This is a genomic window from Bradyrhizobium sp. ORS 278 (genome assembly GCF_000026145.1).
Classification (GTDB): Bacteria; Pseudomonadota; Alphaproteobacteria; order Rhizobiales; family Xanthobacteraceae; genus Bradyrhizobium.
In genome coordinates this window covers 5,126,668-5,149,429 of sequence record NC_009445.1, presented here as the reverse complement: position 1 = coordinate 5,149,429, position 22,762 = coordinate 5,126,668, and the positions used below count along the sequence as shown (strand labels likewise).

16 protein-coding genes and 1 pseudogene are annotated in these 22,762 nt (G+C 64.2%); 11 read left to right on the top strand and 6 right to left on the bottom strand.

What is annotated here, in order from left to right:
- Positions 1–85 precede the first annotated feature (85 nt).
- The 3 genes from frc to BRADO_RS23020 form a co-directional block, all read right to left on the bottom strand.
- Positions 86–1,363 carry a formyl-CoA transferase gene (frc, locus tag BRADO_RS23030; RefSeq protein WP_011927755.1) on the bottom strand — a complete coding sequence of 426 codons (1,278 nt, stop codon included), beginning with the start codon at positions 1,361–1,363 and terminating at the stop codon, positions 86–88.
- 61 nt (positions 1,364–1,424) lie between these two features.
- The gene (gene oxc / locus BRADO_RS23025) at positions 1,425–3,155 is read right to left on the bottom strand and encodes an oxalyl-CoA decarboxylase (protein ID WP_011927754.1); all 1,731 of its coding nucleotides are present in this window, start codon (positions 3,153–3,155) and stop codon (positions 1,425–1,427) included.
- 64 nt (positions 3,156–3,219) lie between these two features.
- Complete coding sequence (locus tag BRADO_RS23020; protein WP_371259368.1) at positions 3,220–3,915, bottom strand: GntR family transcriptional regulator; 696 nt, start codon at positions 3,913–3,915, stop codon at positions 3,220–3,222.
- Positions 3,916–4,141: 226 nt separating this feature from the next.
- Between BRADO_RS23020 and BRADO_RS23015 the strand changes: the two genes are divergently transcribed.
- The 3 genes from BRADO_RS23015 (at position 4,142) to BRADO_RS23005 (ending at position 7,800) form a co-directional block, all read left to right on the top strand.
- Entirely contained in the window at positions 4,142–6,283 is a 2,142-nt protein-coding gene (locus BRADO_RS23015) for an acetate--CoA ligase family protein (protein WP_011927753.1), read from the top strand.
- A gap of 126 nt (positions 6,284–6,409) precedes the next feature.
- Positions 6,410–7,255 (top strand): IclR family transcriptional regulator, encoded by an 846-nt coding sequence (locus tag BRADO_RS23010; protein ID WP_011927752.1) that lies wholly within the window; start codon positions 6,410–6,412, stop codon positions 7,253–7,255.
- A gap of 83 nt (positions 7,256–7,338) precedes the next feature.
- Complete coding sequence (locus tag BRADO_RS23005) at positions 7,339–7,800, top strand: hypothetical protein (protein ID WP_011927751.1); 462 nt, start codon at positions 7,339–7,341, stop codon at positions 7,798–7,800.
- 135 nt (positions 7,801–7,935) lie between these two features.
- Here the strand turns inward: BRADO_RS23005 and BRADO_RS23000 are convergent, their stop codons facing one another.
- Entirely contained in the window at positions 7,936–8,574 is a 639-nt protein-coding gene (locus tag BRADO_RS23000; RefSeq protein WP_157872607.1) for a hypothetical protein, read from the bottom strand.
- 191 nt (positions 8,575–8,765) lie between these two features.
- Here BRADO_RS23000 and BRADO_RS22995 point away from each other — a divergent pair, with 191 nt between their 5' ends.
- From BRADO_RS22995 to BRADO_RS22970, 6 genes are all read left to right on the top strand, one after another.
- The gene (locus tag BRADO_RS22995; protein ID WP_011927749.1) at positions 8,766–10,568 is read left to right on the top strand and encodes an adenine deaminase; all 1,803 of its coding nucleotides are present in this window, start codon (positions 8,766–8,768) and stop codon (positions 10,566–10,568) included.
- Between the two features lie 168 nt (positions 10,569–10,736).
- On the top strand, positions 10,737–12,524 hold the full coding sequence (gcl, locus tag BRADO_RS22990; protein ID WP_011927748.1) for a glyoxylate carboligase: 1,788 nt from the start codon (positions 10,737–10,739) through the stop codon (positions 12,522–12,524).
- A gap of 33 nt (positions 12,525–12,557) precedes the next feature.
- A complete protein-coding gene (hyi, locus tag BRADO_RS22985; protein WP_011927747.1) occupies positions 12,558–13,349 on the top strand; it encodes a hydroxypyruvate isomerase in 792 nt (263 codons plus the stop codon).
- 439 nt (positions 13,350–13,788) lie between these two features.
- A complete protein-coding gene (locus BRADO_RS33365) occupies positions 13,789–14,376 on the top strand; it encodes a hypothetical protein (protein ID WP_050781037.1) in 588 nt (195 codons plus the stop codon).
- 46 nt (positions 14,377–14,422) lie between these two features.
- Entirely contained in the window at positions 14,423–17,119 is a 2,697-nt protein-coding gene (locus BRADO_RS22975) for an AAA family ATPase (RefSeq protein WP_083794945.1), read from the top strand.
- 40 nt (positions 17,120–17,159) lie between these two features.
- Positions 17,160–18,515, top strand: a complete 1,356-nt coding sequence (locus tag BRADO_RS22970; protein ID WP_041756820.1) for a tetratricopeptide repeat protein — start codon at positions 17,160–17,162, stop codon at positions 18,513–18,515.
- 57 nt (positions 18,516–18,572) lie between these two features.
- On the opposite strand, the pseudogene BRADO_RS22965 reads toward BRADO_RS22970, so the two are convergent.
- A pseudogene (locus tag BRADO_RS22965) lies at positions 18,573–18,761 on the bottom strand (permease); the annotation flags it as partial.
- A 189-nt stretch (positions 18,762–18,950) separates the two neighbouring features.
- On the opposite strand from BRADO_RS22965, the gene BRADO_RS22960 reads away from it, so the two are divergent.
- Positions 18,951–19,583, top strand: a complete 633-nt coding sequence (locus BRADO_RS22960) for a glutathione S-transferase family protein (RefSeq protein WP_041756818.1) — start codon at positions 18,951–18,953, stop codon at positions 19,581–19,583.
- 179 nt (positions 19,584–19,762) lie between these two features.
- Here BRADO_RS22960 and BRADO_RS22955 read toward each other — a convergent pair whose 3' ends face one another.
- A complete protein-coding gene (locus tag BRADO_RS22955) occupies positions 19,763–20,230 on the bottom strand; it encodes a hypothetical protein (RefSeq protein WP_011927742.1) in 468 nt (155 codons plus the stop codon).
- Positions 20,231–21,006: 776 nt separating this feature from the next.
- Between BRADO_RS22955 and BRADO_RS35160 the strand changes: the two genes are divergently transcribed.
- Complete coding sequence (locus BRADO_RS35160; RefSeq protein WP_157872606.1) at positions 21,007–21,234, top strand: hypothetical protein; 228 nt, start codon at positions 21,007–21,009, stop codon at positions 21,232–21,234.
- Positions 21,235–22,762: the final 1,528 nt, after the last annotated feature.

Sequence of the window (22,762 nt, the reverse complement as noted above, 5' to 3'; positions counted from 1 at the left end):
AAAAAGCCGCCGGGCGACCCGGCGGCTTCCTAGAGGTGAGCAGGCTCAGGGGCGATCTCGCCGAGCCTCTGTCTCGCGCGCCGGCTTACTCCGCGGCTTCCTTCCGCGGCGGATCCAGCGCGCCGGAGTCGTGGATCTCCGCGACCTGGTGGTCGCTGAAGCCGAGGACCTGGCGGAGGATCTCGTCGGTGTGCTCGCCGAGCAGGGGAGAGCGGGTGACGTCGGCCGGGCTGTCCGACAGCTTGATCGGGTTGCCGACCGAGAGATACTTGCCGCGGGTCGGGTGGTCGACCTCGACCAGGGTGCCGGTCTTGCGCAGCGACTCGTCCTCGGCGATCTCCTTCATCGAGAGAATGGGACCGCAGGGGATGTCGAACTCGTTCAGGATGTCCATGGCCTCGAACTTGGTCTTGGTCATGGTCCACTGCTCGATGCGGCCGAAGATCTCGTTCAGGCGCGGCAGGCGGGCGGCGGGCTTGGCGTAGTTCGGATCGGTCTTCCAGGTCGGCTCGCCGATGACATCGCAGATCTTCTCCCAGACCGGGGCCTGGGTGATGAAGTAGATGTAGGCGTTCGGGTCGGTCTCCCAGCCCTTGCACTTCAGGATGCGGCCCGGCTGGCCACCGCCGGAATCGTTGCCGGCGCGCGGCACGGCATCGCCGAACGGCACGCCCTCGCCGAACTGGCTGTATTCCTTCAGCGGGCCGTGATCGAGGCGCTGCTGGTCGCGCAGCTTGACGCGGCAGAGGTTGAGCACGCCGTCCTGCATCGCAGCCGTGACGCGCTGGCCACGGCCGGTGTGGGTGCGCTGATAGAGGGCGGTGACGATGCCGAGCGCGAGATGCAGGCCGGTGCCGGAATCGCCGATCTGCGCGCCGGTGACCAGCGGCAGGCCGTCACGGAAGCCGGTGGTCGAGGCGGCGCCGCCGGTGCACTGCGCGACGTTCTCGTAGACCTTGCAGTCCTCGTAGGGGCCGGGGCCAAAACCCTTGATCGAGGCGACGATCATCTTCGGGTTGATCGCCTGAATCTTCTCCCAGGGGAAGCCCATGCGATCGAGCACGCCGGGGCCGAAATTCTCGACCAGCACGTCGCACTTCTTGATCAGCTCGGTGAGAACCTCCTTGCCCTTCGGGTTCTTGGTATCGAGCGTGATCGACCGCTTGTTGTGGTTCAGCATCGTGAAATAGAGGCTGTCCACGTTCGGAATGTCCTGCAGCTGGCCGCGGGTGATGTCACCCACGCCCGGACGCTCGACCTTGATCACGTCGGCGCCGAACCAGGCCAGCAGCTGCGTGCAGGTCGGTCCGGACTGGACGTGGGTGAAGTCGAGAATGCGAACGCCCTCGAGCGCCTTGGTCATGTTGTTCCTCTCCGTAACGAATGGTCATCCCGCATCACGCGGGCAGGTGATGTGGGTGGCCTTACTTCTTCTTCGTCAGCACGCTCTGCGGATTGAGGTTGCCGATGCGGCCGCTCTCCGAGCCCGCGGCGGGATCGATCACAGCGTTGATCAGGGTCGGCTTGCCGGAATCCATCGCCTCGTTGACGGCGCGCTTCAGCTCATCCGGCGAAGTCGCGTTGACGCCGACGCCGCCGAAGGCCTCCATCATCTTGTCGTAGCGCGCGCCCTTGACGAACACGGTGGTCGCCGGATCAGAGCCCGCCGCGTTCTGGTCGGTGCCGCGATAGATGCCGTCATTGTTGAAGATGACGACGCAGATCGGCAGATTGTAGCGGCAGATGGTCTCGACTTCCATGCCGGAGAAGCCGAAGGCCGAGTCGCCCTCGATCGCCAGCACCGGCTTGCCGGTCTCGACGGCGGCGGCGATCGCCGAGCCCATGCCGATGCCCATCACGCCCCAGGTGCCGACGTCGAGCCGCTTGCGCGGCTGGTACATGTCGATCACGCCGCGGGCGAGGTCGAGCGTGTTGGCGCCCTCGTTGACGAGGATCGCGTCGGGGCGCTCCTTGATGATGGTGCGGAGCACGCCGAGCGCGCCGTGATAGTCCATCGGCGAGTTGTTGTTCATCAGCCGCGGCGCCATCTTGGCGACGTTGTCCTCGCGCTTCTTCTGCACCGCGCTCAGCCACTCGACCGGCGCCTTGGTCCAGCTGCTGCCCATCGCATCGGAGAACGCCGTGACGACCGAGCCGATGTCGCCGACCACGGGGGCCGCGATCTCGACGTTGGAATCCATCTCCTTCGGCTCGATGTCGACCTGGATGAACTTCTTCGGGGAATCGCCCCAGCTCTTGCCCTTGCCGTGCGACAGCAGCCAGTTGAGGCGGGCGCCGATCAGCATGACGACGTCGGACTCCTTCAGCACCGTCGAGCGCGCCGCGCCCGCGCACTGCGGATGCAGATCGGGCAGCAGGCCCTTGGCCATGCTCATCGGCAGGAACGGCACGCCGCTCTTCTCGACGAAGGTCTTGATCGCTTCATCAGCCTGCGCATAGGCAGCGCCCTTGCCGAGGATGATCAGCGGGCGCTTGGCGCTCTTGAGCACGTCGAGCGCGCGCTTGACGGAGTCGGGGGAGGGGATCTGCGCCGGCGCCGGATCGATCACCTTCACCAGCGAGGCGTGGCCTGCCTGCGCGTTCATGACCTGGCCGAACAGCTTGGCCGGTAGATCGAGGTAGACGCCGCCGGGACGCCCCGAAACGGCGGCGCGGATGGCGCGCGCGAAGCCGATACCGATGTCCTGGGCGTGCAGCACGCGGAACGCCGCCTTGCACAGCGGCTTGGCGATCGCGAGCTGGTCCATCTCCTCGTAGTCGCCCTGCTGCAGGTCGACGATCTCGCGCTCCGAGGAGCCGGAGACCAGGATCATCGGGAAGCAGTTGGTGGTGGCATGCGCCAGCGCGGTGAGGCCGTTGAGGAAGCCCGGCGCCGACACGGTGAGGCAGACGCCCGGCTTCTTGGTGAGGAAGCCGGCGATCGCGGCGGCGTAGCCGGCGTTCTGCTCGTGACGGAAGGAGAGCACGCGGATGCCTTCAGCCTGCGCCATGCGGCCGAGATCGGTGATCGGAATCCCCGGAACGTTGTAGATCGTGTCGATCCCGTTCAGCTTCATCGCGTCGATGACGAGATGAAAGCCGTCCGTCAGCTCCTCGTGGGTTTCCACCTCGGTCTTCATGGCTGTCTGCGGCATGCGCCTCTCCCTGGTCGTCTATGAAGGCGCATTCCGCGTCTTCTGTTTGAAGTTAGCTGAATAGCTAGCTGAATAGTTCCTGGCCGTGCGTCTCGACATAGGTCGCGAGGCCCAGCGTATGATCACGGGCGCGCTTTTCGGCGAGCTCAGTGTTGCGTTCCTCCAGCGCCTCGATGATCGCGAGGTGCTCGGGCAGGGACGCCGCGATACGGTCGGTGCGGCCGATCGTGAGCTGGCGATAGCCGCGCACATGGAGCAGAATGTCGTTGGTCATGTCGACCAGCACCGGCGACTCCGACAGCGAGATCAGCGCCTGATGAAACGCGATGTTCGCCTTGGAATATTCCTCGATGTGCTCCTGCGGCGGGCGGTCCTTGCCGAAATCCTTGAAGTAGTCGCGCAGCGCCGTGATGTCCTTCTTGCGCGCGATCGTGGTGATGAGGCGCGCGGCCATGCTCTCCAGCGCCGCCCAGGCGCGGATCATGTCGACGATCTCGCTCTTGGTCCGCCGCACCACGACGATGCCACGGCGCGGCACGGTCTTCACGAAGCCGTCCTGCTCGAGCATCGCGATGGCTTCGCGGATCGGCGTGCGGCTGACACCGAGGCGTTCGGAAAGAGCGCGCTCGTCGAGCATGACAGGCTCGGGCGAGGCGTAGATGTCCATCTTCAGAATGGCTTCTTTCAAGGCCTCATAGGCCTTATTCTTGAAGCTCGTCTCCGGGGCGATGCGAGCGATCGCGATGTCAGCCTCGGCCATGATGGGCAATGCCTTGTTCGTTTTCTCTGTCGACACGACCGATCTCCTCTCCTTGGGAGATCACTGTGTACAGCATTTTGCGTCCAATATTTTTGGCATGCCAGATGCCAGACTGTCAAGGTGAGCGATTTTTCCGCGTTTCCACATCTTCGATGCGCTTGACAAAGTTTGCTTCTGGCATACCAAATGCCATAAACCACGAGCAATCCCCCAGGAGGAAGCCCCAATGTCTGACGCCATCCCCAACGCCAAGGCCACGATCCGAGACGTGCTCGATCGTGTGAAGGCGGACAAACGCACCGCCCTGACTGCGCCCGAAGGCAAGATCGTCTGCGACGCCTACGGGATTCCGGTGCCGAAGGAGGGATTGGCGAAGTCGGCCGGTGATGCAGCGAAGCTCGCCGGCGACATGGGTTTTCCGGTGGTCATGAAGATCGTCTCGCCGGACATTCTGCACAAGACGGAAGCGGGCGGCGTCATCGTCGGCGTCAAGACCGCGGACGACGCGCAGAAGGCTTATGAGACCATTCTCGCGAATGCGAAGAAGTACAAGGCGGACGCCAAGATCGAAGGCATCCAGGTGCAGCAGATGCTGACCGGCGGTACCGAGGTGATCGTCGGCTCCATCACCGACGGCTCGTTCGGCAAGCTGGTCGCCTTCGGCCTCGGCGGCGTGCTGGTCGAGGTGCTGAAGGATGTGACCTTCCGTCTCGCCCCGGCGACGAAGGACGACGCCCTGTCGATGCTCGACGGCATCCAGGCGCACGAAATGTTGAAGGGCGTGCGCGGCGGCGATGCCGTCAGCCGCGAGGCGCTGGCCGACGTCATCGTCAAGGTCTCGAAGCTGGTCAGCGATTTCCCCGAGATCGTCGAGCTCGACCTCAACCCGGTGTTCGCCACCAAGAATGGCGCGATCGCCGCTGACGTCCGCATCGTCGTCGATTTCGACTACAAGCCCCGTCCGGCGCCGCGCTCGAACGAAGAAATCGTCACCGCGATGAACCGCATCATGAAGCCCCAGGCGGTCGCCGTGATCGGCGCCTCCGCCGAGGACGGCAAGATCGGCAACTCCGTGATGAAGAACCTGATCAACGGCGGCTACAAGGGCCAGATCTACCCGATCCACCCGAAGGCTTCCGAGATCCTCGGCTACAAGGCCTATAAGAGCGTCAAGGACGTCCCGGGCGTGATCGACACCGCGGTGTTCGCGATCCCCGCCAAGTTCGTTGCCGGCGCGCTGACCGAATGCGGCGAGAAGCAGATTCCTGGCGCGGTGCTGATTCCGTCGGGCTTTGCCGAAGCCAACGAGCCGGAGCTGCAGGCCGAGATCGTCGAGATCGGCAAGAAGTACAATGTCCGCCTGATGGGGCCGAACATCTACGGCTTCTACTACACGCCGGCCAATCTCTGCGCGACCTTCTGCACCGCCTATGACGTCAAGGGCCACGCGGCGCTGTCGTCGCAGTCGGGCGGCATCGGCATGGCGATCATCGGCTTCTCGCGCTCGGCCAAGATGGGCGTGTCGGCGATCGTCGGTCTCGGCAACAAGTCCGATATCGACGAGGACGATCTGCTCGCCTTCTTCGAGCAGGACCCCAACACCAATTTGATCGCGCAGCACTGCGAGGACCTCAAGGACGGCCGCGCCTTCGCGGAGGCCGCCAAGCGCGTCTCCAAGAAGAAGCCGGTCATCGTGCTCAAGGCCGGCCGAACCTCGGCCGGCGCCAAGGCGGCCTCGTCGCACACCGGCGCGCTCGCCGGCAACGACAAGATCTACGAGGACGTGCTGAAGCAGTCGGGCGTCATCCGCGCCCGCTCGCTGCGTCAGCTGCTGGAGTTCGCCCGCGGCGTGCCGGTGCTGCCGACGCCGAAGGGTGAAAACGTCCTCATCATCACCGGCGCCGGCGGTTCGGGCGTGCTGCTGTCCGACGCCGTCGTCGACAACGGCCTGTCGCTGATGAGCATGCCGCCGGATCTCGATGCCGCCTTCCGCAAGTTCATTCCGCCGTTCGGTGCCGCCGGCAACCCGGTCGACATCACCGGTGGCGAGCCGCCGATCACCTATGTGAACACGGTCAAGCTCGGCCTGTCGGACGAGCGCATCCACGCCCTGATCCTCGGCTACTGGCACACGATCGTGACCCCGCCGATGGTGTTCGCGCGCAACATGGTCGAGGTGAAGAAGGAGATGGAGGCCAAGGGTTTTGTGAAGCCGATGGTCGCCTCGCTCGCCGGCGACGTCGAAGTCGAGGAAGCCGCCGAATATCTCTACCAGAACGGCATCCCGGCCTATGCCTATTCGACCGAGCTGCCGGTCGAGGTGTTAGGCGCGAAGTACAAGTGGGCGCGCGGCGCGGGCCTGCTCTAAGTCATCGTGACGCGAATGCCGCTCCGGCTCTCGCCGGGGCGGCACTTTATTTGATAGCGTGACGAAGCAAGATCCGTCCGTCCTGCAACGACGCCGCCTCATGAGGGCCGCGCAGAGAGGCGCCACGTGATCCGTCGCAAGACGATCGAGCCACGCGCAGATGCCGCGGCCGAGCCCCGCGACGGCGGCGTGCAATCCGTCGGCCGCGCGCTGCAGATCCTGGAAATTCTCGCCGAGGACGACGAAGGCTATCGCCTCAGCGATCTCGCCATCCGCGCCGGCCTGTCCACCTCCACCGTGCATCGCCTGCTGACGACGCTCGAGAAGCGCCGCTTCGTCCAGTTCGACAGGATGGAATCGAAATGGCACGTCGGCGCGCAGAGCTTCGCCGTCGGCGCGATCTTCACCCGCCGGCGCAATTTCGTCGCGCTCGCCATTCCCTATCTGCGGCGCCTGCGCGATCAGTCGCGCGAAACCGCCAATCTCGCCGTCGTCGACGATGAATCGCTGATGGTGCTGCTGCGGCTCGAAAGCCGCGAGATCATGCGCTCGCTGACCAAGGTCGGCGGCCGCCTGTCGATGGTCGCCTCCGGCATGGGCAAGGCCGTGCTCGCGACCTATTCGGACGACGACGTCAACGGCATCATCCACCGCCAGGGCATGCCGCGCTTGACCGAGAAGTCGATCATCCGCGCCAGCGACCTGTTCCGCGAGCTGGAGACCATCCGCCGCCAGGGCTACGCCGTCGACGACGAGGAGGCGAGGCTCGGCCTGCGCTGCATCGCCGCCGTCGTTCACGATTCCTGCCGCGAGCCCCTGGCCGCGATCTCGGTCTCGGGCCTAGCGAGCCGGCTGACGGAGGAGCGGGTGCCGATGGTCGGGGGAATGGTGCGGGATATTGCGGCGGAGCTGACGGCGGCACTTGGGGGCGGGGGGCCGCCTGGTGGCAACGAGGATCGGCAGCCCGATTGACCGCAGCGCCCGCGGCATCGATAATCTCGGTTAGCGCGAGTTTTTCGATTTGCACAACCAGACCGTTCCTGGGAGCTATGTCCATGTCGATCAGCGATGATGAGATCTTCGATCGTTGGCTCAACAAGGTCGGCGAGTACGGCGGGATTGTGCCGGCTCGGATCGCGTCGAAATTGATGGCGGGCGGACGCTTGGTGATGAAGTATCTTCCGATCGAACGCTGCACGGAAACGATCGTTCAACGAATTCCTGCCCAACGAGCGCTTGAGTTGGGAACGGCGGCGCTTTCGAAACTCGGGAAACTGGTGCCTGATGACGACATCGAGCATTCGGGGCGCGTCCTCAGAGCGGTTGTCGGCGCTGGCATCTTCAACATGAACCCCGCTATCGTGCGGGTGGAAATCGTCGGTCGTGATCCCGGCGAATGCGAGTTCAGGATCAGCGGAGTTGCTAAAGAGGGCTTTATCATCAAGCAGGATACAGCGCCCAAAGCGGTCGAGAGGGTCGCCTCGGAGCTGCGGAAACTCATTGGTCTCTATCAATAGCTCTATCGGACATTTAACTACGCGTCGAGCAGGCGGCGGCACTGCACCGCAGTTGCAAGAGGGCGCATAAGCTCAAATCCGAGTTGAGCTGCGTGTAATCACTCCGACGCGGAACGTTTTGCAGCGTTGTCTCCGTCACGGCGCTCTGCGCGCCGTTCCCAGCGACGCACAGGCGAAGCACCATTGCCACGTGCCGTCCTGCGACGCTTGGCGCTCGCCGACATACATGTTTCCGCCGAGCAAATCGTGCAATCGCTCAATCCGCGCTTCGAGCGGCACCACGAAGGGACAGATCATGATGCCGACGGACGCATGCAGCTTCTGGGTCCGGGCGAAGAAGTCCGCGCGATCGAGTGCCGCACTTCCAGGAGGAAGATGCGACGCGGAATCGAAGATGTCCAGCTGCAGGAGCGTCGACGGCCGATCGCCGTCATACAGAGCCACGTCCGCGTGATGACCGCCCAGAAATCCGATCAGCTCCTTGTCGAGCGGCGTGCCGAGCTCGAGGGCGATCGCTGTGAACAGCCGGTCGACACGGGCGTGCGAGCCGAGGTGCTCGAATAGCCGTTCCGCGATGACGCTGCGCAGGAAGCTCTTCGGAGTCTCGTTGTCGAGGTGATTGCCGGCCATGGCCCGATACCGAAGAACTGCCTCGGTCCCCGCCTCCACAACCGCTCTCTCGAATTGCACGGCGATATCTCGCTTGTAAAACGGGGTAATCCACTCTTCCAAGACTAGCACCGTCGCGAGACGATGCGAATGGCCCGTGACCATCGGCTCTGGAGGCCGGCCCCCGAGCACCCGGCTGCCGCAGCCCAGGCGACCAAAGGTGGTGAGGGGAGAGGCAAGGCCACGCGGGACTGCTCAAAGCGTGATCAGGTGGCTGACCTATTTGGGCTTGCAGTTGCCAGCATCGCACGTGAGCATCGCGGCGGATCACCCGAACACGTCCAGCGAGTTGTGCCATGACCAATCTCACCCGCTTCTCCGTCGCCCCCTTGCACACCATGACGCGCCGATTGGCCGACGTCGCCTCAGGACGCGTGGCGCCCGACCTCGTGATCACTGGCGCCCGGGTGCTGTCGACCTATTCGGAGCGCATTCTCCGAGACCGCGAGCTCTGGATCACCGGCGGACGCGTGGCCGCGGTGAAGCCGGCCGGGGCGCACAAGGCGCTTCCCTCAGGCTTTACGATCTACGACGCCGCCGGCGGCATCATCGCCCCCGGCCTTGTGGATCCGCACATCCATATCGAGTCCTCCATGGTGACGGCCTGCGCCTATGCGGAAGCCGCGCTGCTCAACGGCACCACGACGATCTTCTGCGACAGCCACGAGATCGGCAACGTGATGGACACAGCCGGCGTCGAGGCGATGCTGGAGGATGCGCGGCAGGCGCCGCTGTCGATCTTCCTCACCGTGCCCTCGACGGTGCCGGCGACCTCGGCGGCGCTGGAGACCGCGGGTGGCGATCTCACGCCGGACAAGATCGCCGGCCTGTTCGACCGCTGGCCGGAGGCGGTGGCGCTCGGCGAGAAGATGGATTTCGTGCCGGTCTGCATGGGCGACGAGCGCAGCCACGCCATCCTCGCCGCCGCCTTGCAGCGCGGGCGGCCGGTGTCGGGCCATGTCTATGGCCGCGAATTCGTCGCCGCCTATGCCGCGAGCGGCGTCACCGACACGCATGAGGCGATCGACCGCGACATCGCCGACGATCTGCTCGATGCCGGCGTGTGGATCTTTCTGCGCGGCGGGCCGCCGACGACGCCGTGGCACAGCCTGCCGCAGGCGATCCGCACCATCACCGAGCTCGGCGCCTCGCACAAACGCACGGCGGTCTGCACCGACGATCGCGATGCCGACGATCTCATGCTGTTCGGTTTGGACTGGGTGGTCCGCGAGGCGGTGAAGGCCGGGATGTCGCCGGAGCAGGCGTGGTCGATGGGCTCGCTGCACGGCGCGACGCGCTTTGCCATGGACGGCGAGATCGGCGGCCTCGGTGGCGGCCGCCGCGCCGACCTTGTGCTGCTCGACGACGGCCTCAAGCCGCAATCGACCTGGTACGGCGGCGAACTCGTCGTCGACCAGGGAAAGATCACGTCGCTTCTCGATCAGGCGCTGTCACAGCGCTACCAATATCCGAAGGCGGCCTATGCCACCGTGAAGCTGCCGGCGCAGATGAAGCTGACGCCGGAGCTGCCGGCCAAGGCCTGCACCGTCAACGCGATCAAGACCGCGCTGCCGGGCATCACGCTGATCCATGAGAAGGTCGCGATCAAGCCGGCCAACGACTGGGACACGCTGTTCGCGCGCCACGGCCTCTGCTTCGTCGCCGTCATCGAACGCCACGGCAAGTCGGCCGGCAATGTCGCGCATGGCCTGTTGAAGGATTTCGGCCTCAAGCGCGGCGCCGTCGCCTCCAGCGTCGGCCATGACAGCCACAACATCATCGTCGCCGGTACCAACGAGGCCGACATGCAGACGGCGGTCGCCGCGATCGGCGCGCAGCAGGGCGGCGTCTGCGTCGTGGCCGATGGCAAGGTGCGGGCGATGGTGCCGCTGCCGATCGCCGGCCTGCTCTCTGACAAGCGCGTCACCGCGGTCGCGGAGGAAGTGAAGCTGCTCAAGAAAGAGTGGGCGGAGGCCGGCTGCACCATTCCCTACATGGGGTTCAATTTGATTCCTCTATCGGTCATTCCGGAAATTCGTATCACCGACAAGGGCCTGGTGCTGGTGCCGCAGATGGAGCTCGCGCCGTTGTTCGAATAGGTCGATCGACGGCAAGGCTGTTAGGACATGTCAGCTGTTTGTCATCCTAACTAACTGAGTCATCCGTCGTTTTGCCGAGCATGCCGCATCGTGGGAAAAATCGACGACTGAATTGAGATCGCTGCCCACAGCAGCGATCCTCGCGCATCAAAAAGATGGAGGCGCGAGATGGCGAAGATGCGGGCGATCGATGCTGCGGTGCGGATCTTGGAGAAGGAGGGCGTCGCCTGCGCCTTCGGCGTTCCCGGCGCGGCGATCAATCCGCTCTATTCCGCGCTGCAACGGCGCGGCTCGATCCGCCACATTCTCGCCCGCCACGTCGAGGGCGCCTCGCACATGGCCGAGGGCTACACCCGCGCCAAGGCCGGCAATATCGGCGTGTGCATCGGCACGTCGGGGCCGGCGGGCACCGACATGATCACCGGACTTTACTCGGCGATCGCGGATTCGATTCCGATCCTCTGCATCACCGGCCAGGCGCCGCGGGCGCGGCTCTACAAGGAGGATTTCCAGGCCGTCGACATCGAGCAGATCGCCAAGCCCGTGACCAAATGGGCGGTGACGGTGCGCGAGCCCGGCCTGGTGCCGCGGGTGTTCAGCCAGGCCTTCCACATCATGCGCTCGGGACGCCCGGGTCCTGTCCTGATCGACCTGCCGCTCGACGTGCAGCTCGCCGAGATCGAGTTCGACGACGAGACCTATGCGCCGCTGCCGGTCTACAAGCCCGCCGCGACCCGCAAGCAGATCGAGAAGGCGCTGGAGATGCTGAACGCCGCCGAGCGTCCGCTGATCGTCGCCGGCGGCGGCATCATCAACGCCGATGCCAGCGATCTCCTCGTCACGTTCGCCGAGACCGTCAACGTGCCCGTCGTGCCGACCCTGATGGGGTGGGGCGCCATTCCCGACGATTATTTGCTGATGGCCGGCATGGTCGGGCTGCAGACCAGCCACCGCTACGGCAACGCCAATTTCCTGGAGTCCGATTTCGTCCTCGGCATCGGCAATCGCTGGGCCAACAGACATACGGGCTCGCTCGAGACCTACACCAAGGGCCGCACCTTCGTGCATGTCGATATCGAGCCGACCCAGATCGGCCGCGTGTTCAATCCGGAGCTCGGCATCGTCTCCGATGCCAAGGCCGCGCTGGAGATGTTCATCGCCGTCGCGCGCGAGTGGCGCAAGGCGGGGAAGCTGCGTGAGCGGCAGGCATGGCCCGCGGCGTGCCAGGACCGCAAGCGCACCATGCTCCGGCGCAGCGATTTTGACCAGGTGCCGATCAAGCCGCAGCGCGTCTATCACGAGATGAACAAGGCGTTCGGCCGCGACACCTGCTATGTCAGCGTCATCGGTCTGTCGCAGATCGGCGGCGCGCAGTTCCTCAGCGTCAACCACCCGCGGCATTGGATCAATGCCGGGCAGGCGGGCCCGCTCGGCTGGACCCTGCCGGCCGCGCTCGGCGTCCGCGCCGCCGATCCCAAGCGCGAGATCGTCGCGCTGTCCGGCGACTACGACTTCCAGTTCCTGATCGAGGAGCTCGCGGTCGGCGCCCAGTTCAATCTGCCTTACATCCACGTCGTCGTGAACAATGCCTATCTCGGGCTGATCCGGCAGGCGCAGCGCGGCTTCTCGATGGACTACCAGGTGCAGCTGTCGTTCGAGAACATCAACGCGCCGGAGGTCGGCGGCTACGGCGTCGACCATGTCGCGGTGGCGCAAGGCCTCGGCTGCAAGGCGATCCGCGTCACCGATCCGCGCCAGGCGCAGGCGGCGTTCGCGACCGCGCGCGAATGGATGGCGGAGTATCAGGTGCCCGTGGTGGTCGAGTTCGTACTCGAGCGGGTCACCAACATCGCGATGGGTACCGAGATCGACAATGTCGTGGAGTTCGAGGAGGTGCTCGACCTGCCGGTGGACGAGACGCCGGCCGAGTCGCAGCGCACCCTGCAGCCGGCGTGATCGCAGCCAACGCATTCAGTCGAGGACCACCCTATGCCGCACTTTGCCGCCAACCTGACGATGCTGTTCAACGAGCTGCCGTTTCTGGAGCGTTTCGCCGCCGCCAAGGCGGCCGGGTTCAGCGGCGTCGAGTATCTGTTTCCCTACGAGTTCGACAAGGCCGAGCTGCGCGAGCAGCTCGCCCGCCACGGCCTGACCCAGGTGCTGCACAATCTGCCCGCCGGCAACTGGGCCGCCGGCGAGCGCGGCATCGCCATCCTGCCGGACCGCGTCGACGATTTTCGCGAGGGCGTCCGCCGCGGTATCGAATACGCCCGGGCGCTCGACTGCCGTCAGCTCAACTGCCTCGTCGGCATCGCGCCCGATGGTGCCGATCCGCGCGAGCTCAATCAGACGCTGCTGCGCAATCTGCGCTTCGCCGCGACCGCGCTGAAGGCGCAGGGCATCAAGCTCCTGATCGAGCCGATCAACACGCTCGACATTCCCGGCTTCTTCCTCAACCGCACCGCTCAGGCGCTGCAGCTGATCTCCGATGTCGAGTCCGACAACCTGTTCGTCCAATACGACATCTATCACATGCAGATCATGGAGGGCGATCTCGCGCGCACCCTACAGAAGCATCTCGCCCGCATCGCCCACATCCAGCTCGCCGACAACCCCGGCCGCCACGAGCCCGGCACCGGCGAGATCAACTACGCGTATCTGTTCCGCCACCTCGATGCGATCGGCTATGCCGGCTGGGTCGGCTGCGAGTACAAGCCGAGGACGAAGACCGAGGAGGGGCTCGGCTGGCTGACGGAGCGCGCGGCCGTGACGTCGAGTTGAGGTCGGCGATCGACAGGTTCAGCCCGCCGCTGCCGGCTCCGCGTGCAAGCTCGAGGCAGAGCCGCTGTCGCGCATCTATCTCATGGCCACGCTGCCCGCGGCGATCCAGGGGTGCCGAGCCGGCTATTGCGCGCGCCACGGCCGAGGGGCGGGCCGGCATCGACCGACTGACACGTGGGCGCCGGGATCGCGAGCCCCGGCTCGGGCCGGGCGGATCGGCTTCCGACCGACGCAGATAGCTGAGGCGGCGATGTCTCAAACCGACGTGTGATCCGGCGCATGTCCTGTCACAATGTTTGTCATAAAATCTTATCGAGATTCATTTCCGCTTGAAAGTGTGCTGCACGCTTTCGGTCTCGCGTCGCGGGAAATCTGGTTGTGGTCAGGTCGGCCGTCGATCATAATGTTGCGGCTTCATCAACAAGCATAATGCCGCACCGTGACTGAAACAGACGTACAACCTCCGATAGGTGAGGCCGAACAAGGCAGGGCTCCGCGTCCGGAGCCGCCGCGCGGCAAAGGCTCGGGCTCCGCTCGCGGCACTCTGATCGGCATCGCCGGCGGCCTCGTCATCGTTGGCATCGCCAGCGGGGTCGTGTGGGCCCGCGTCCACGGCGACAAGTCCACGGGACTTGGCGAGGAATCCACGCTCGAAGTGCTCCAGCCCGCCGAGATCAACGCGGCCCTTCCCACCCTCGATCCGGTCACCGCGAAGGCTGCGGTGGACGATGCGAAGAATTGCAAAGCGCCGCTCGCTTGGGTCACGCTGACACAGCGACCGAGCGGGAATGGTGGATTGATTCGTATCAGGTCTGGCCCGTATCTGTCGCCGCCGATCAAGCTCACTCCGGTGCCGCAGCGCGTCGCCATTCCGTATCCAGCCCCCTATCCGGCGGGCCGAGGGGTCCTGACATTGGTGGGGGAGGCGGATCAGGTGGGGTTCTACCTGACGCCTGGGAGCATTCAGGACGTCAACGGCGTCTACGCCGTCAATGTCCGATGGCAGGTACGCAACCCATGCCTGTGAATGCCCTGACGGGGGACGACGACGCCGCGCGCGGGAATGGCCGATCATGAAGAGTTTCTTTCGCCACCCGATGGTTGCGATGTGCATCGCCATGATGGTGGCCGCCATCGGCACGCAGTGGATTCTCAATCCGAAGTCCGGCCCCTTCAGCGCATTGACATGGGCGAACTCGCTCACGATCGGCGCCGTGCTCCTGATCATGCTGGCCGGCTTTGCATTGACCTATGTCGCCGTGCGGCTTGGCAGCGACCCGTCCGGCTTCGGACTGGTGCCGGTCGGGGAGGGATACACGCCCGGGCGGCGGCTGACCGTGCAGGCGACGGGCATGGTCCGCAATGCCGACGAAGTGCTCGACGAGCTCGACCGGATGATCGGGCTGAGCTCCGTCAAGGAAGAGGTCAACAAGCTGCTCGCAGGCATCGAGGTCGAACGCAAGCGCCGTGAACAGGGGCTGCCCGTGCCCAAGGTCAACCGGCACATGGTGTTCACCGGGCCGCCCGGCGCAGGCAAGACCGAGGTTGCGCGCGCCCTGGGAGAGATCTACCGATCGTTGAAGGTGCTGCGCAAAGGCCACGTGGTGGAAGTGCAACGCGCCGATCTGATTGCCGGATATATCGGGCAGACGGCGCTGAAGACGTTGGACAAATGCAAGGAAGCCCTCGACGGCATCCTGTTCATCGACGAGGCCTACTCCCTCGCGGGTGAGGGCAAGGATTTCGGCCACGAGGCGATCGCGACGCTGCTGAAGTTCATGGAGGACAACCGCGATCGCATCATGGTGATCGCGGCCGGCTATCCGAACGAGATGCGGCGCTTCATCGCGATGAATCCCGGCCTGGCGAGCCGCTTCAACCGGACCATCGAGTTTCCGGCCTATGAGCCGAAGGAGTTGGCCGCGATCTTGCGGCTGATGGCCACGCGACAAGGCGCGGAACTGCCCGACGACCTCGAGCAGAGCCTCATTCCCTGGATCGAAACCCGCTGGAAGGGCGAAGGCTGGGGTAACGCGCGCGAGATGCGCAGCCTCCTCGACAAAGCAAGTGAAGCCCAGTCCCTGCGCGTGGCCGTCGACGCCGCTGCCGATATCAGCAAGATCGAGATGGCGGACTTCGAAAGCGCCGGCGTGCCCGTGGTGCGAACCTATGTTCCGCCCCCGCTCGCTGCGCCGGCGCCGGTTCCTGCCGCCCTCGAACCTGCTCAGGCGGCGTCATCCTCGACCGACCCAACGCTGCCTCGCGCCGGACGAAGGTTGAAGGTCGAGTCCGCTGTGCCTCCCGAGCGCACGCTCGACCAGGCGCTGGACCGCCTCGAGCAGATGATCGGCTTGACGGCCGTGAAGCAGGAGGTGAACGCCCTGATGTCGTCGTTGGAGGTCGAGCGCGTGCGGCGGGAGCAGGGGCTTGCTGTCGCGCCGATCAGCCGACACATGGTCTTCACCGGGCCGCCCGGCGTGGGCAAGACCGAGGTCGCCCGCGCGCTCGGTGAGATCTATCGCTGCCTCCACGTTCTGCGAAAAGGTCACCTGGTCGAGACTGATCGCTCCGGTCTGGTGGCGGGCTATGTCGGCCAGACCGCTGCCAAGACGCTCGACAAGTGCAGGGAAGCGCTCGACGGCATCCTGTTCATCGACGAAGCCTATGCGCTGGCGCGGTCCGGCAACGATTTCGGCCAGGAAGCGATCGACACGCTGCTGAAGTTCATGGAGGACAACCGCGACCGCATCGTCGTCATCGTGGCCGGTTACGGCAGCGAAATGCCGCGCTTCATCGCCAGCAATCCCGGCCTTGCAAGCCGCTTCACCAAGACGATCGCGTTTCCGTCCTATTCGGCCAGCGAGCTCGCGGCCATTCTGCGGGTCATGTCCGAGCAGCAGAACTTCATCCTGCCGGATGATCTGTCATCCAGGCTCGATCCTTGGCTTGATGTCGGGATGCGCCAGCCATCGTGGGGACAAGCCCGCGAGATGCGGACGCTGCTCGAGCGCGCCCGCGAGGCCCAGGCCACGCGCATCGCCGGCGACCCCAGCGCGGACGTGCGTCGGCTGACGCTGGCTGATATCGAGGTGGCTATCGACAAATCCGGATATCGGGAGACCGTCGCCGAGATGATCAGCGACGATGTCATCAGGATCCCCGCGCTGCCGCGCTCGGCCACTCCGCTGTCGGATGGAACATCCGCGGTGCAGGCCGCCGTGGTGACGATCAAGATGGCGGGCGGGCACGGCAGCGGCTTCTTCATCTCGCGAGACGGTTATCTGCTGACCAACCGACACGTGGTCAACGACAGCAAATTCGTTTCGGTCAAGCTCACGACCGGCCGTGAGATGCCCGGCGAGGTGCTGCGGTCGCACAAGGCCCGCGACGTCGCTCTGATCAAGGTGAATGAGTCGGCAATGGCGGCCTTGCCGTTGCGGCTCGATCCGCCCGATGTCGCCGCCGAGGTCTATGCGGTCGGGACGCCGCACAAGGAGGAATTCGCGACGACGATCAGCAAAGGCATCGTGAGCGCCTATCGGACGCAGGATGATCTCAAGCTGATCCAGAGCGACGCCGCCATTCACGGCGGCAGCAGCGGAGGACCCCTGGTGGACCGATGCGGCAACGTCGTCGCCGTCAGTGTTGCTGGAATCAGCTCGACGGCAACCAAATTGGGCACGAGTCTGAATTTCTTCATTCCGATCGGCGATGCGCTCAAATTTCTGGCGGTCGAGCTCGTTGGTCAGGATGAGATGTCGGTGACTTGAGCGAATTGATCGAGCCATGCAGTTGGAGCGGACATCCCAGATGAGCGCGATCGGGCGAGCTGCGGCCTTGCATATCGCGTTCTGGCAATATGACCCCTGGTACCGCCGCGCCTGGTTCGTCTGGCCCCAGGTGACCGCGATGCTTCTCGCGGTCTGGCTGCTCGCGGGGCGAGGAGGGTCCGAGGCGTCAAGCCCGGCGGGAGATTGGGCAAAGCCGGTCGATTGTACCAACCCGTCGCTTCCCGGCTGCGCAGCAACCCGGCATGCCAGCTTCGTCTGGGACGACGAGATCGCCAGGCCCATGATCGCCAATCAGGTCACGATCAGCGTGGACCGCTCGAACTTTCGCAACTCCGCCCTCGAAGATCAGCCGAAGCTCGTCGCGGCGCTCGGCGCCTATTATCGTTATGACTGGGCGAAGGCGATCGAGGTCCTGAAATCGGCGGCCGTGAGCGATCCGAACGTTCAATACCTGACGGCGCTCGCTCTGCTGGTCCCGAACTCGACCGATCAAACACGGAATGCGGAGACCTTGCTGCGCGAGGCCGCGGCCGGAGGAGTTCTTCAGGCGAACAGCGTGCTCGGGCGCATTCTGTTCGTCGGCGCGGGCGGTGTTCCCAAAGACGAGGCGGCGGGCCGCAAGCTGATCGATGACGCCGTCGCGGCGGGCGATCCCTATGCGATGCGGCTTGCCGCGGCGGGATACGTCAGCGGCGAATTCGGCGGGACATACGACACCGTCAAGGCCGTGGATCTGCTGCGCAGGGCGGCGGAGATCGGTGGCGATGCTGTCGTGCTGGCGCAACTTGCATTCTGCATCAATACCGGACGCGGCGGCCTGACCCGCGACACCGAAAAGACGATCGAGCACCTGCGGCGCGCGGCGGATGCCGGCTTCGAGAGTGCGCAGATCGCGCTCGCACGGTGGTTCAGGGACCGCTATGGCAATCGGGAAAGCACGGACCTGCCGGAAGCGATCAAATGGTATGAGCGCTCCTATCAGCAAGGTCACTCCATCTTCGCCCTTGGAGAGCTCGCCGTCATCCGCAGATTTGCGCGCGAGGCGCCGTGGTTCGACACCAGGAGATCCGCCGAATTGCTGCAGCTTTGCGTGCCCTATAGAAATGCCTTCTGTCATTTCTGGCTGGCGCGCGCCTACCATGATGGCGCCGGAGTCGCGCGAGACTACGTCAAGGCCTACGCTTACTATACGGTTGCAAAGGAGCTCGGATGGAAGGATGCCTTCGGCAACCTCCAGAAGCTCGACGATTTTCTCCAACCCGACGTCAAAAGCAGCGGCGCGGAGTTGGCGAAGAGCATCCTGGCCGGCCTCAAACCGATCCCCCGTCCCAACCGGCTCGAATTCGCCGAGACCGAGTCGCGCCCATCTCCGTGACGAGATTTCCAGTCAGGATGATGGGGAGCATATCATTCGGGGCGCGGACGCACCCTGGGCGATGAAGAAGATGCCGGCGCCGAAGCCGAACGCGGTCTGCGACAGGCCGAGGTCGGCATTCATGGTGAGCGCGGCAAAACCGACATTCACCCGGTCGAGATAGGCCACGAGATAGCAGACGACCAGAAATGGAACGAGGCGCGCCGTGACTTTGGCGATTGTGCTGGCTTCGACGTCTCGCAGCATTTGAGGTGTCCGATATCACGGCACAATGCGCCATTCGGACACGTGTTCCTCGGGTGAGGCTGCGGATGGCGAGCAGTGCGTCGCAACATCGACAACACCGCTCGGAGAGCTGAACAAATCCCGCCGCCGATGTCGGGCTGGCCGAGCGAGCCTCGTCCTGTGGAGCGGATCAGAGAGGACAAGGCGAGCATGATCACAGTGTACGGCGAGGGCAGGGGCTTCCGGGTCGTCTGGCTGCTCGAGGAAATGGAGTTGCCGTACCGGCTTCGGGACGTCGATCTCCTCGCCGGCGCCGAGAACGACGCCGAGTTCCTGACGATCAACCCGGCCGGGTTCATCCCGGCGATCCGCGATGGCGATGTCACGATGGTCGAGTCCATCGCGATCATGGAGTACATCCTGGGGCACCATGGTCCGACCACGCTGGCACCCTGCGCGCAGGATGCGGCCTTTCCGGCCTATCAGCAGTTTCTCCACCTCGGCGAGGCCGGCCTCGCCGCCTCGCTGTATTTCGTCTCGGGCGCGCGGCACCTCGCGCCGGAGCATGAGCGCGACAATTGGAGCGCGCGTCAGGCGATGGGCGTGTTCACGAGTCGGCTGCGCCTGGTGACGCGACAGCTGCAGCGGGCGCCCTACATGGCAGGCGATGCGTTCACCGCGGCGGACATCTCCGTCGGCTATGCGCTCGAGATGGCGCGGAAGAACGTCGGCGTCGTGTTCGACGACCTGGTGCAGGCCTTCATGACGCGGCTGCGCGCCCGCCCCGGTTATCAGCGGGCGCTGGCGACCTGCCACGCGACGCGGCGCTGGTGGGAGAGCTAGGCGGGCGTACTCGACTTCAATCCATCGCAATGCTGTCGCGGAGTTTAGTACGCTGTCAGGAAGACCTTGTCTGTTTCCGCATCGTCATGGCCGGACTCGTCCCGGCCATCCACGTCGTTCGGCACGGTACACTGGCATATAGGCGACAGCCTCCGCTATGGATGACGGTTGCCGGCCCCCTAAGCGCTCGCCACGCCAGCTTCCTCCTTCCAGAACCAGGGCCGCGCGCTCGGCAGAAAGACGAACACCAGCGCCGTGAACTGCACGATCGTTTGCAGGATCAAGAGCACCGCGACGGTTGGGTTGACCGGTAGCACGTCCGTCAGATTTGCGAAGGCCGCCGGCAACCCCAACAGAAATATAGCTGCCAGGAGCCAGCGCACCCAATTGAGCCGCCGCCGTGCAGCAAGCCACACGAAAAGCAGCCCAAGGAGGATGGTTGAAGACAGGCCGGCAAGGACCATGATGTTCATCACCTCGAATTCCGTGGTCAGGAGATAGTCGGGGATGTGCTCGTTCGCGCCCTGGTGGACAGCCCTGGCGACCATCCGGTGCCAGTCGAGTGGGGCTATCAGGCAACCGAATAGGAGGGAGCCCCACAACAGCTTCTCGAACCACCAGACGGACTTCGGCATGTCTTCGGTCACGACAGATCTCCTGGATGTGAATTGTCCCGTGCCGGGCAGCTTCGACAGCGCCTCTAGCGAACCATCGGCCTACGCGTTGCGGATCGTCATGCGCGATTGAGCATGGACGACCGCGCAGGGGAAGCATTGCATCCAAAGGTTGAAAATTCTTATGCGCCGTTCCGGCGGGCGCGGGGGGGGGGGGGCGATCGTCTCTCACCGCTCAGGGTTGCAGCCTTCGCTCGAAGTCGTTAGCTGGAAGCTCTCCTTCGGAGACGATGACGGTGGCGCCGACCCGACGACTGACGTTTGATCTGGGTCTCCAGCATGTTCGAGGGATTGTGCGGGAGCTCGATACAACCCTTGAGCCTGTGAAGGTCAGCCGTCTTCACAGCGGTAGCACCGAGGTCTATCGGGTCGACCTGGACGGGGGCGCCGACCCGCTGGTGAACGCCATCGGCTGCTCCAGCACGTAGCGGCACGGGTCGTTGGCTTCGAGCAGTTGCCGTTCGTTGTTGCGCCGGCTCTTCCAGCCGCGCTTTCATCCCACTGCAGCCCATGGGACATCGCGAGCAGGTGGATCGATGCATTTGCCGCGCAGAAGCTGTTCGGTCCGCTTGGCATCACGGATGTCGAGTGGTTGAGCTTTCCCGGTAACACCGAGCCTGCGGCCTTTGCCGGCTTGCGGCTACGGCCTCGCGATCTCGCCAAGCTGGGTCAGCTCATGCTGGCCGACGGGAGCTGGGACGGCAGTCAGGTCGTACCTGCTCGGTGGGTCGCCGGTTCGAGCGCTGCGGATGAATACCGAGGGGCACGGGGTGCTCTATTACGGCTATCACTGGTGGCTTAGCCGTTCCCTGCTCAATGGTCGAGATCTGGCCTGGATCGCCGGCTTCGGTAGCGGCGGCCAGAGACTGTTCATCTTGCCGGCGCTCGATCTTGTCGTTGTCGTGAATGCTTTCGACCACAGACGTTCGATCCCGCTGGGGCATCCTCAACCCATTTGTGCTGCCTGCCGTGACTGACTATTCCATTTCTCCGAAACGGTCACGCTGAAGTCGATGGATTGGCCTTCGGCCAGAAGGGCGGGCAGAATGAAGCCGTTGGCTCCATCATCCGGATAAGGATGGGGGATCGATGCCGTTGTCAGAGCAACACGCGGGTCCGCCACAATCGGTTGGATGGCGTCCGCATCCTCAATTCGAGGCGTTCGCAACCGAAGGCGCTCGGTTGATAACTCTAGCAAGTCCACCGCGATTTCTCAACCGTAGGACTTCGTCTCTTCCTCAAACGCCAGGTGGGCACAAGGTCGTCCAGGGGCGAATGCAGCCATCGCGCCCTCCGGCAGACAATGTCAGCCTACACGCCAACAGCAGAAATACCCAGCGCCGTTCCAGAGGCCCGGGATGGAAAGACAGTCAGCGAGAGCTTTGACACTATTTCAAGCAATATGCCTTTAGAATATTACTCGGATCGAGGTGCCTTTTATGTTTGATCAGCCGTCATTTTGTAAGATCTTGCGGATCAGCGCAGTGATCTGCTTTGCAATAGCGGCTTTGACTGTCACCCTGAGAGTCAGCACCGGAGGCTCGTCTTGCCCGGCGCTCGTCGGAGCTCCCCTCCCAGTGTTCGTGTCCGCGATTCTCGGATGGATGTCGATATCGTGGCGGAGAAGTCTCGACCAGATCGCGGCCACGAAAGCACGGCTCGACGACATGGGTCTTCCAAGCACCTACTTGGAGAACATCAACTACAACATTCTGCTCGGTGCCGTCATGGCGGGGTTTGTCGGCTTCTCAGCGCTTCCCCTGGTTCTCTATTTTACGCAGTGTTCATAACTCTTCAAGTCGGTTGTCCGTCGATGCGCCTCATCTTCGTGGGTTTTGCAAATGTCTGCCATGCAGGCCCACGCGACCATAATGAACTCGCGCCGTCTCATCGCTCTCCCCGAGATGTGGTCAGGCGTCATCTTGGGAGCAAAGAATGTGCGCACGAATATGGAGCCGTATGATTGGCCTCGTGGCGATCGAACTCGCAATATTCGTTTCGTGGCTGTTCGGCGTCAACCGAATGCTCGTGATGGTCGCGATGATCGGCTTACCAATACTCGCTGTCACGGTTGCACTGCCGATAGCGATGCTGATCAGGTTCAATCGTATCCCAACCCAAGATCGGCCAGCTTCGAAATCAAGCTAGACCGTTGGGAGCCAGCACCGATCCGCGGCTGTCCTTCACCCCAATTCTCTCCCCGTAAGGACAGCCGTAGAGAACGGGGAGAGAGAGCGCACCAGCATCGCCGCGCCGATTTTCCTTCCGCTTCGTCAAGTGGCCGAGTTTCTGTCCATCTCTTCAAGAGATCCTTTGCGTATCCATGGTTGGCGTGCGGCAGGGTCCGTGCTCGGACGTCATGGTGAGGAGCGCCCCGGCCGCGGTGGGTCTCGCACCATGAGATCATAGAGGTCGCGGACGAGATGCGATCGCCGCGCCTGTGCCGGCGTGAGCGCCGATCGCGCGTGCCCGTCGGGCAAATCAGGTGTTGCGGAAGGCGTCGGA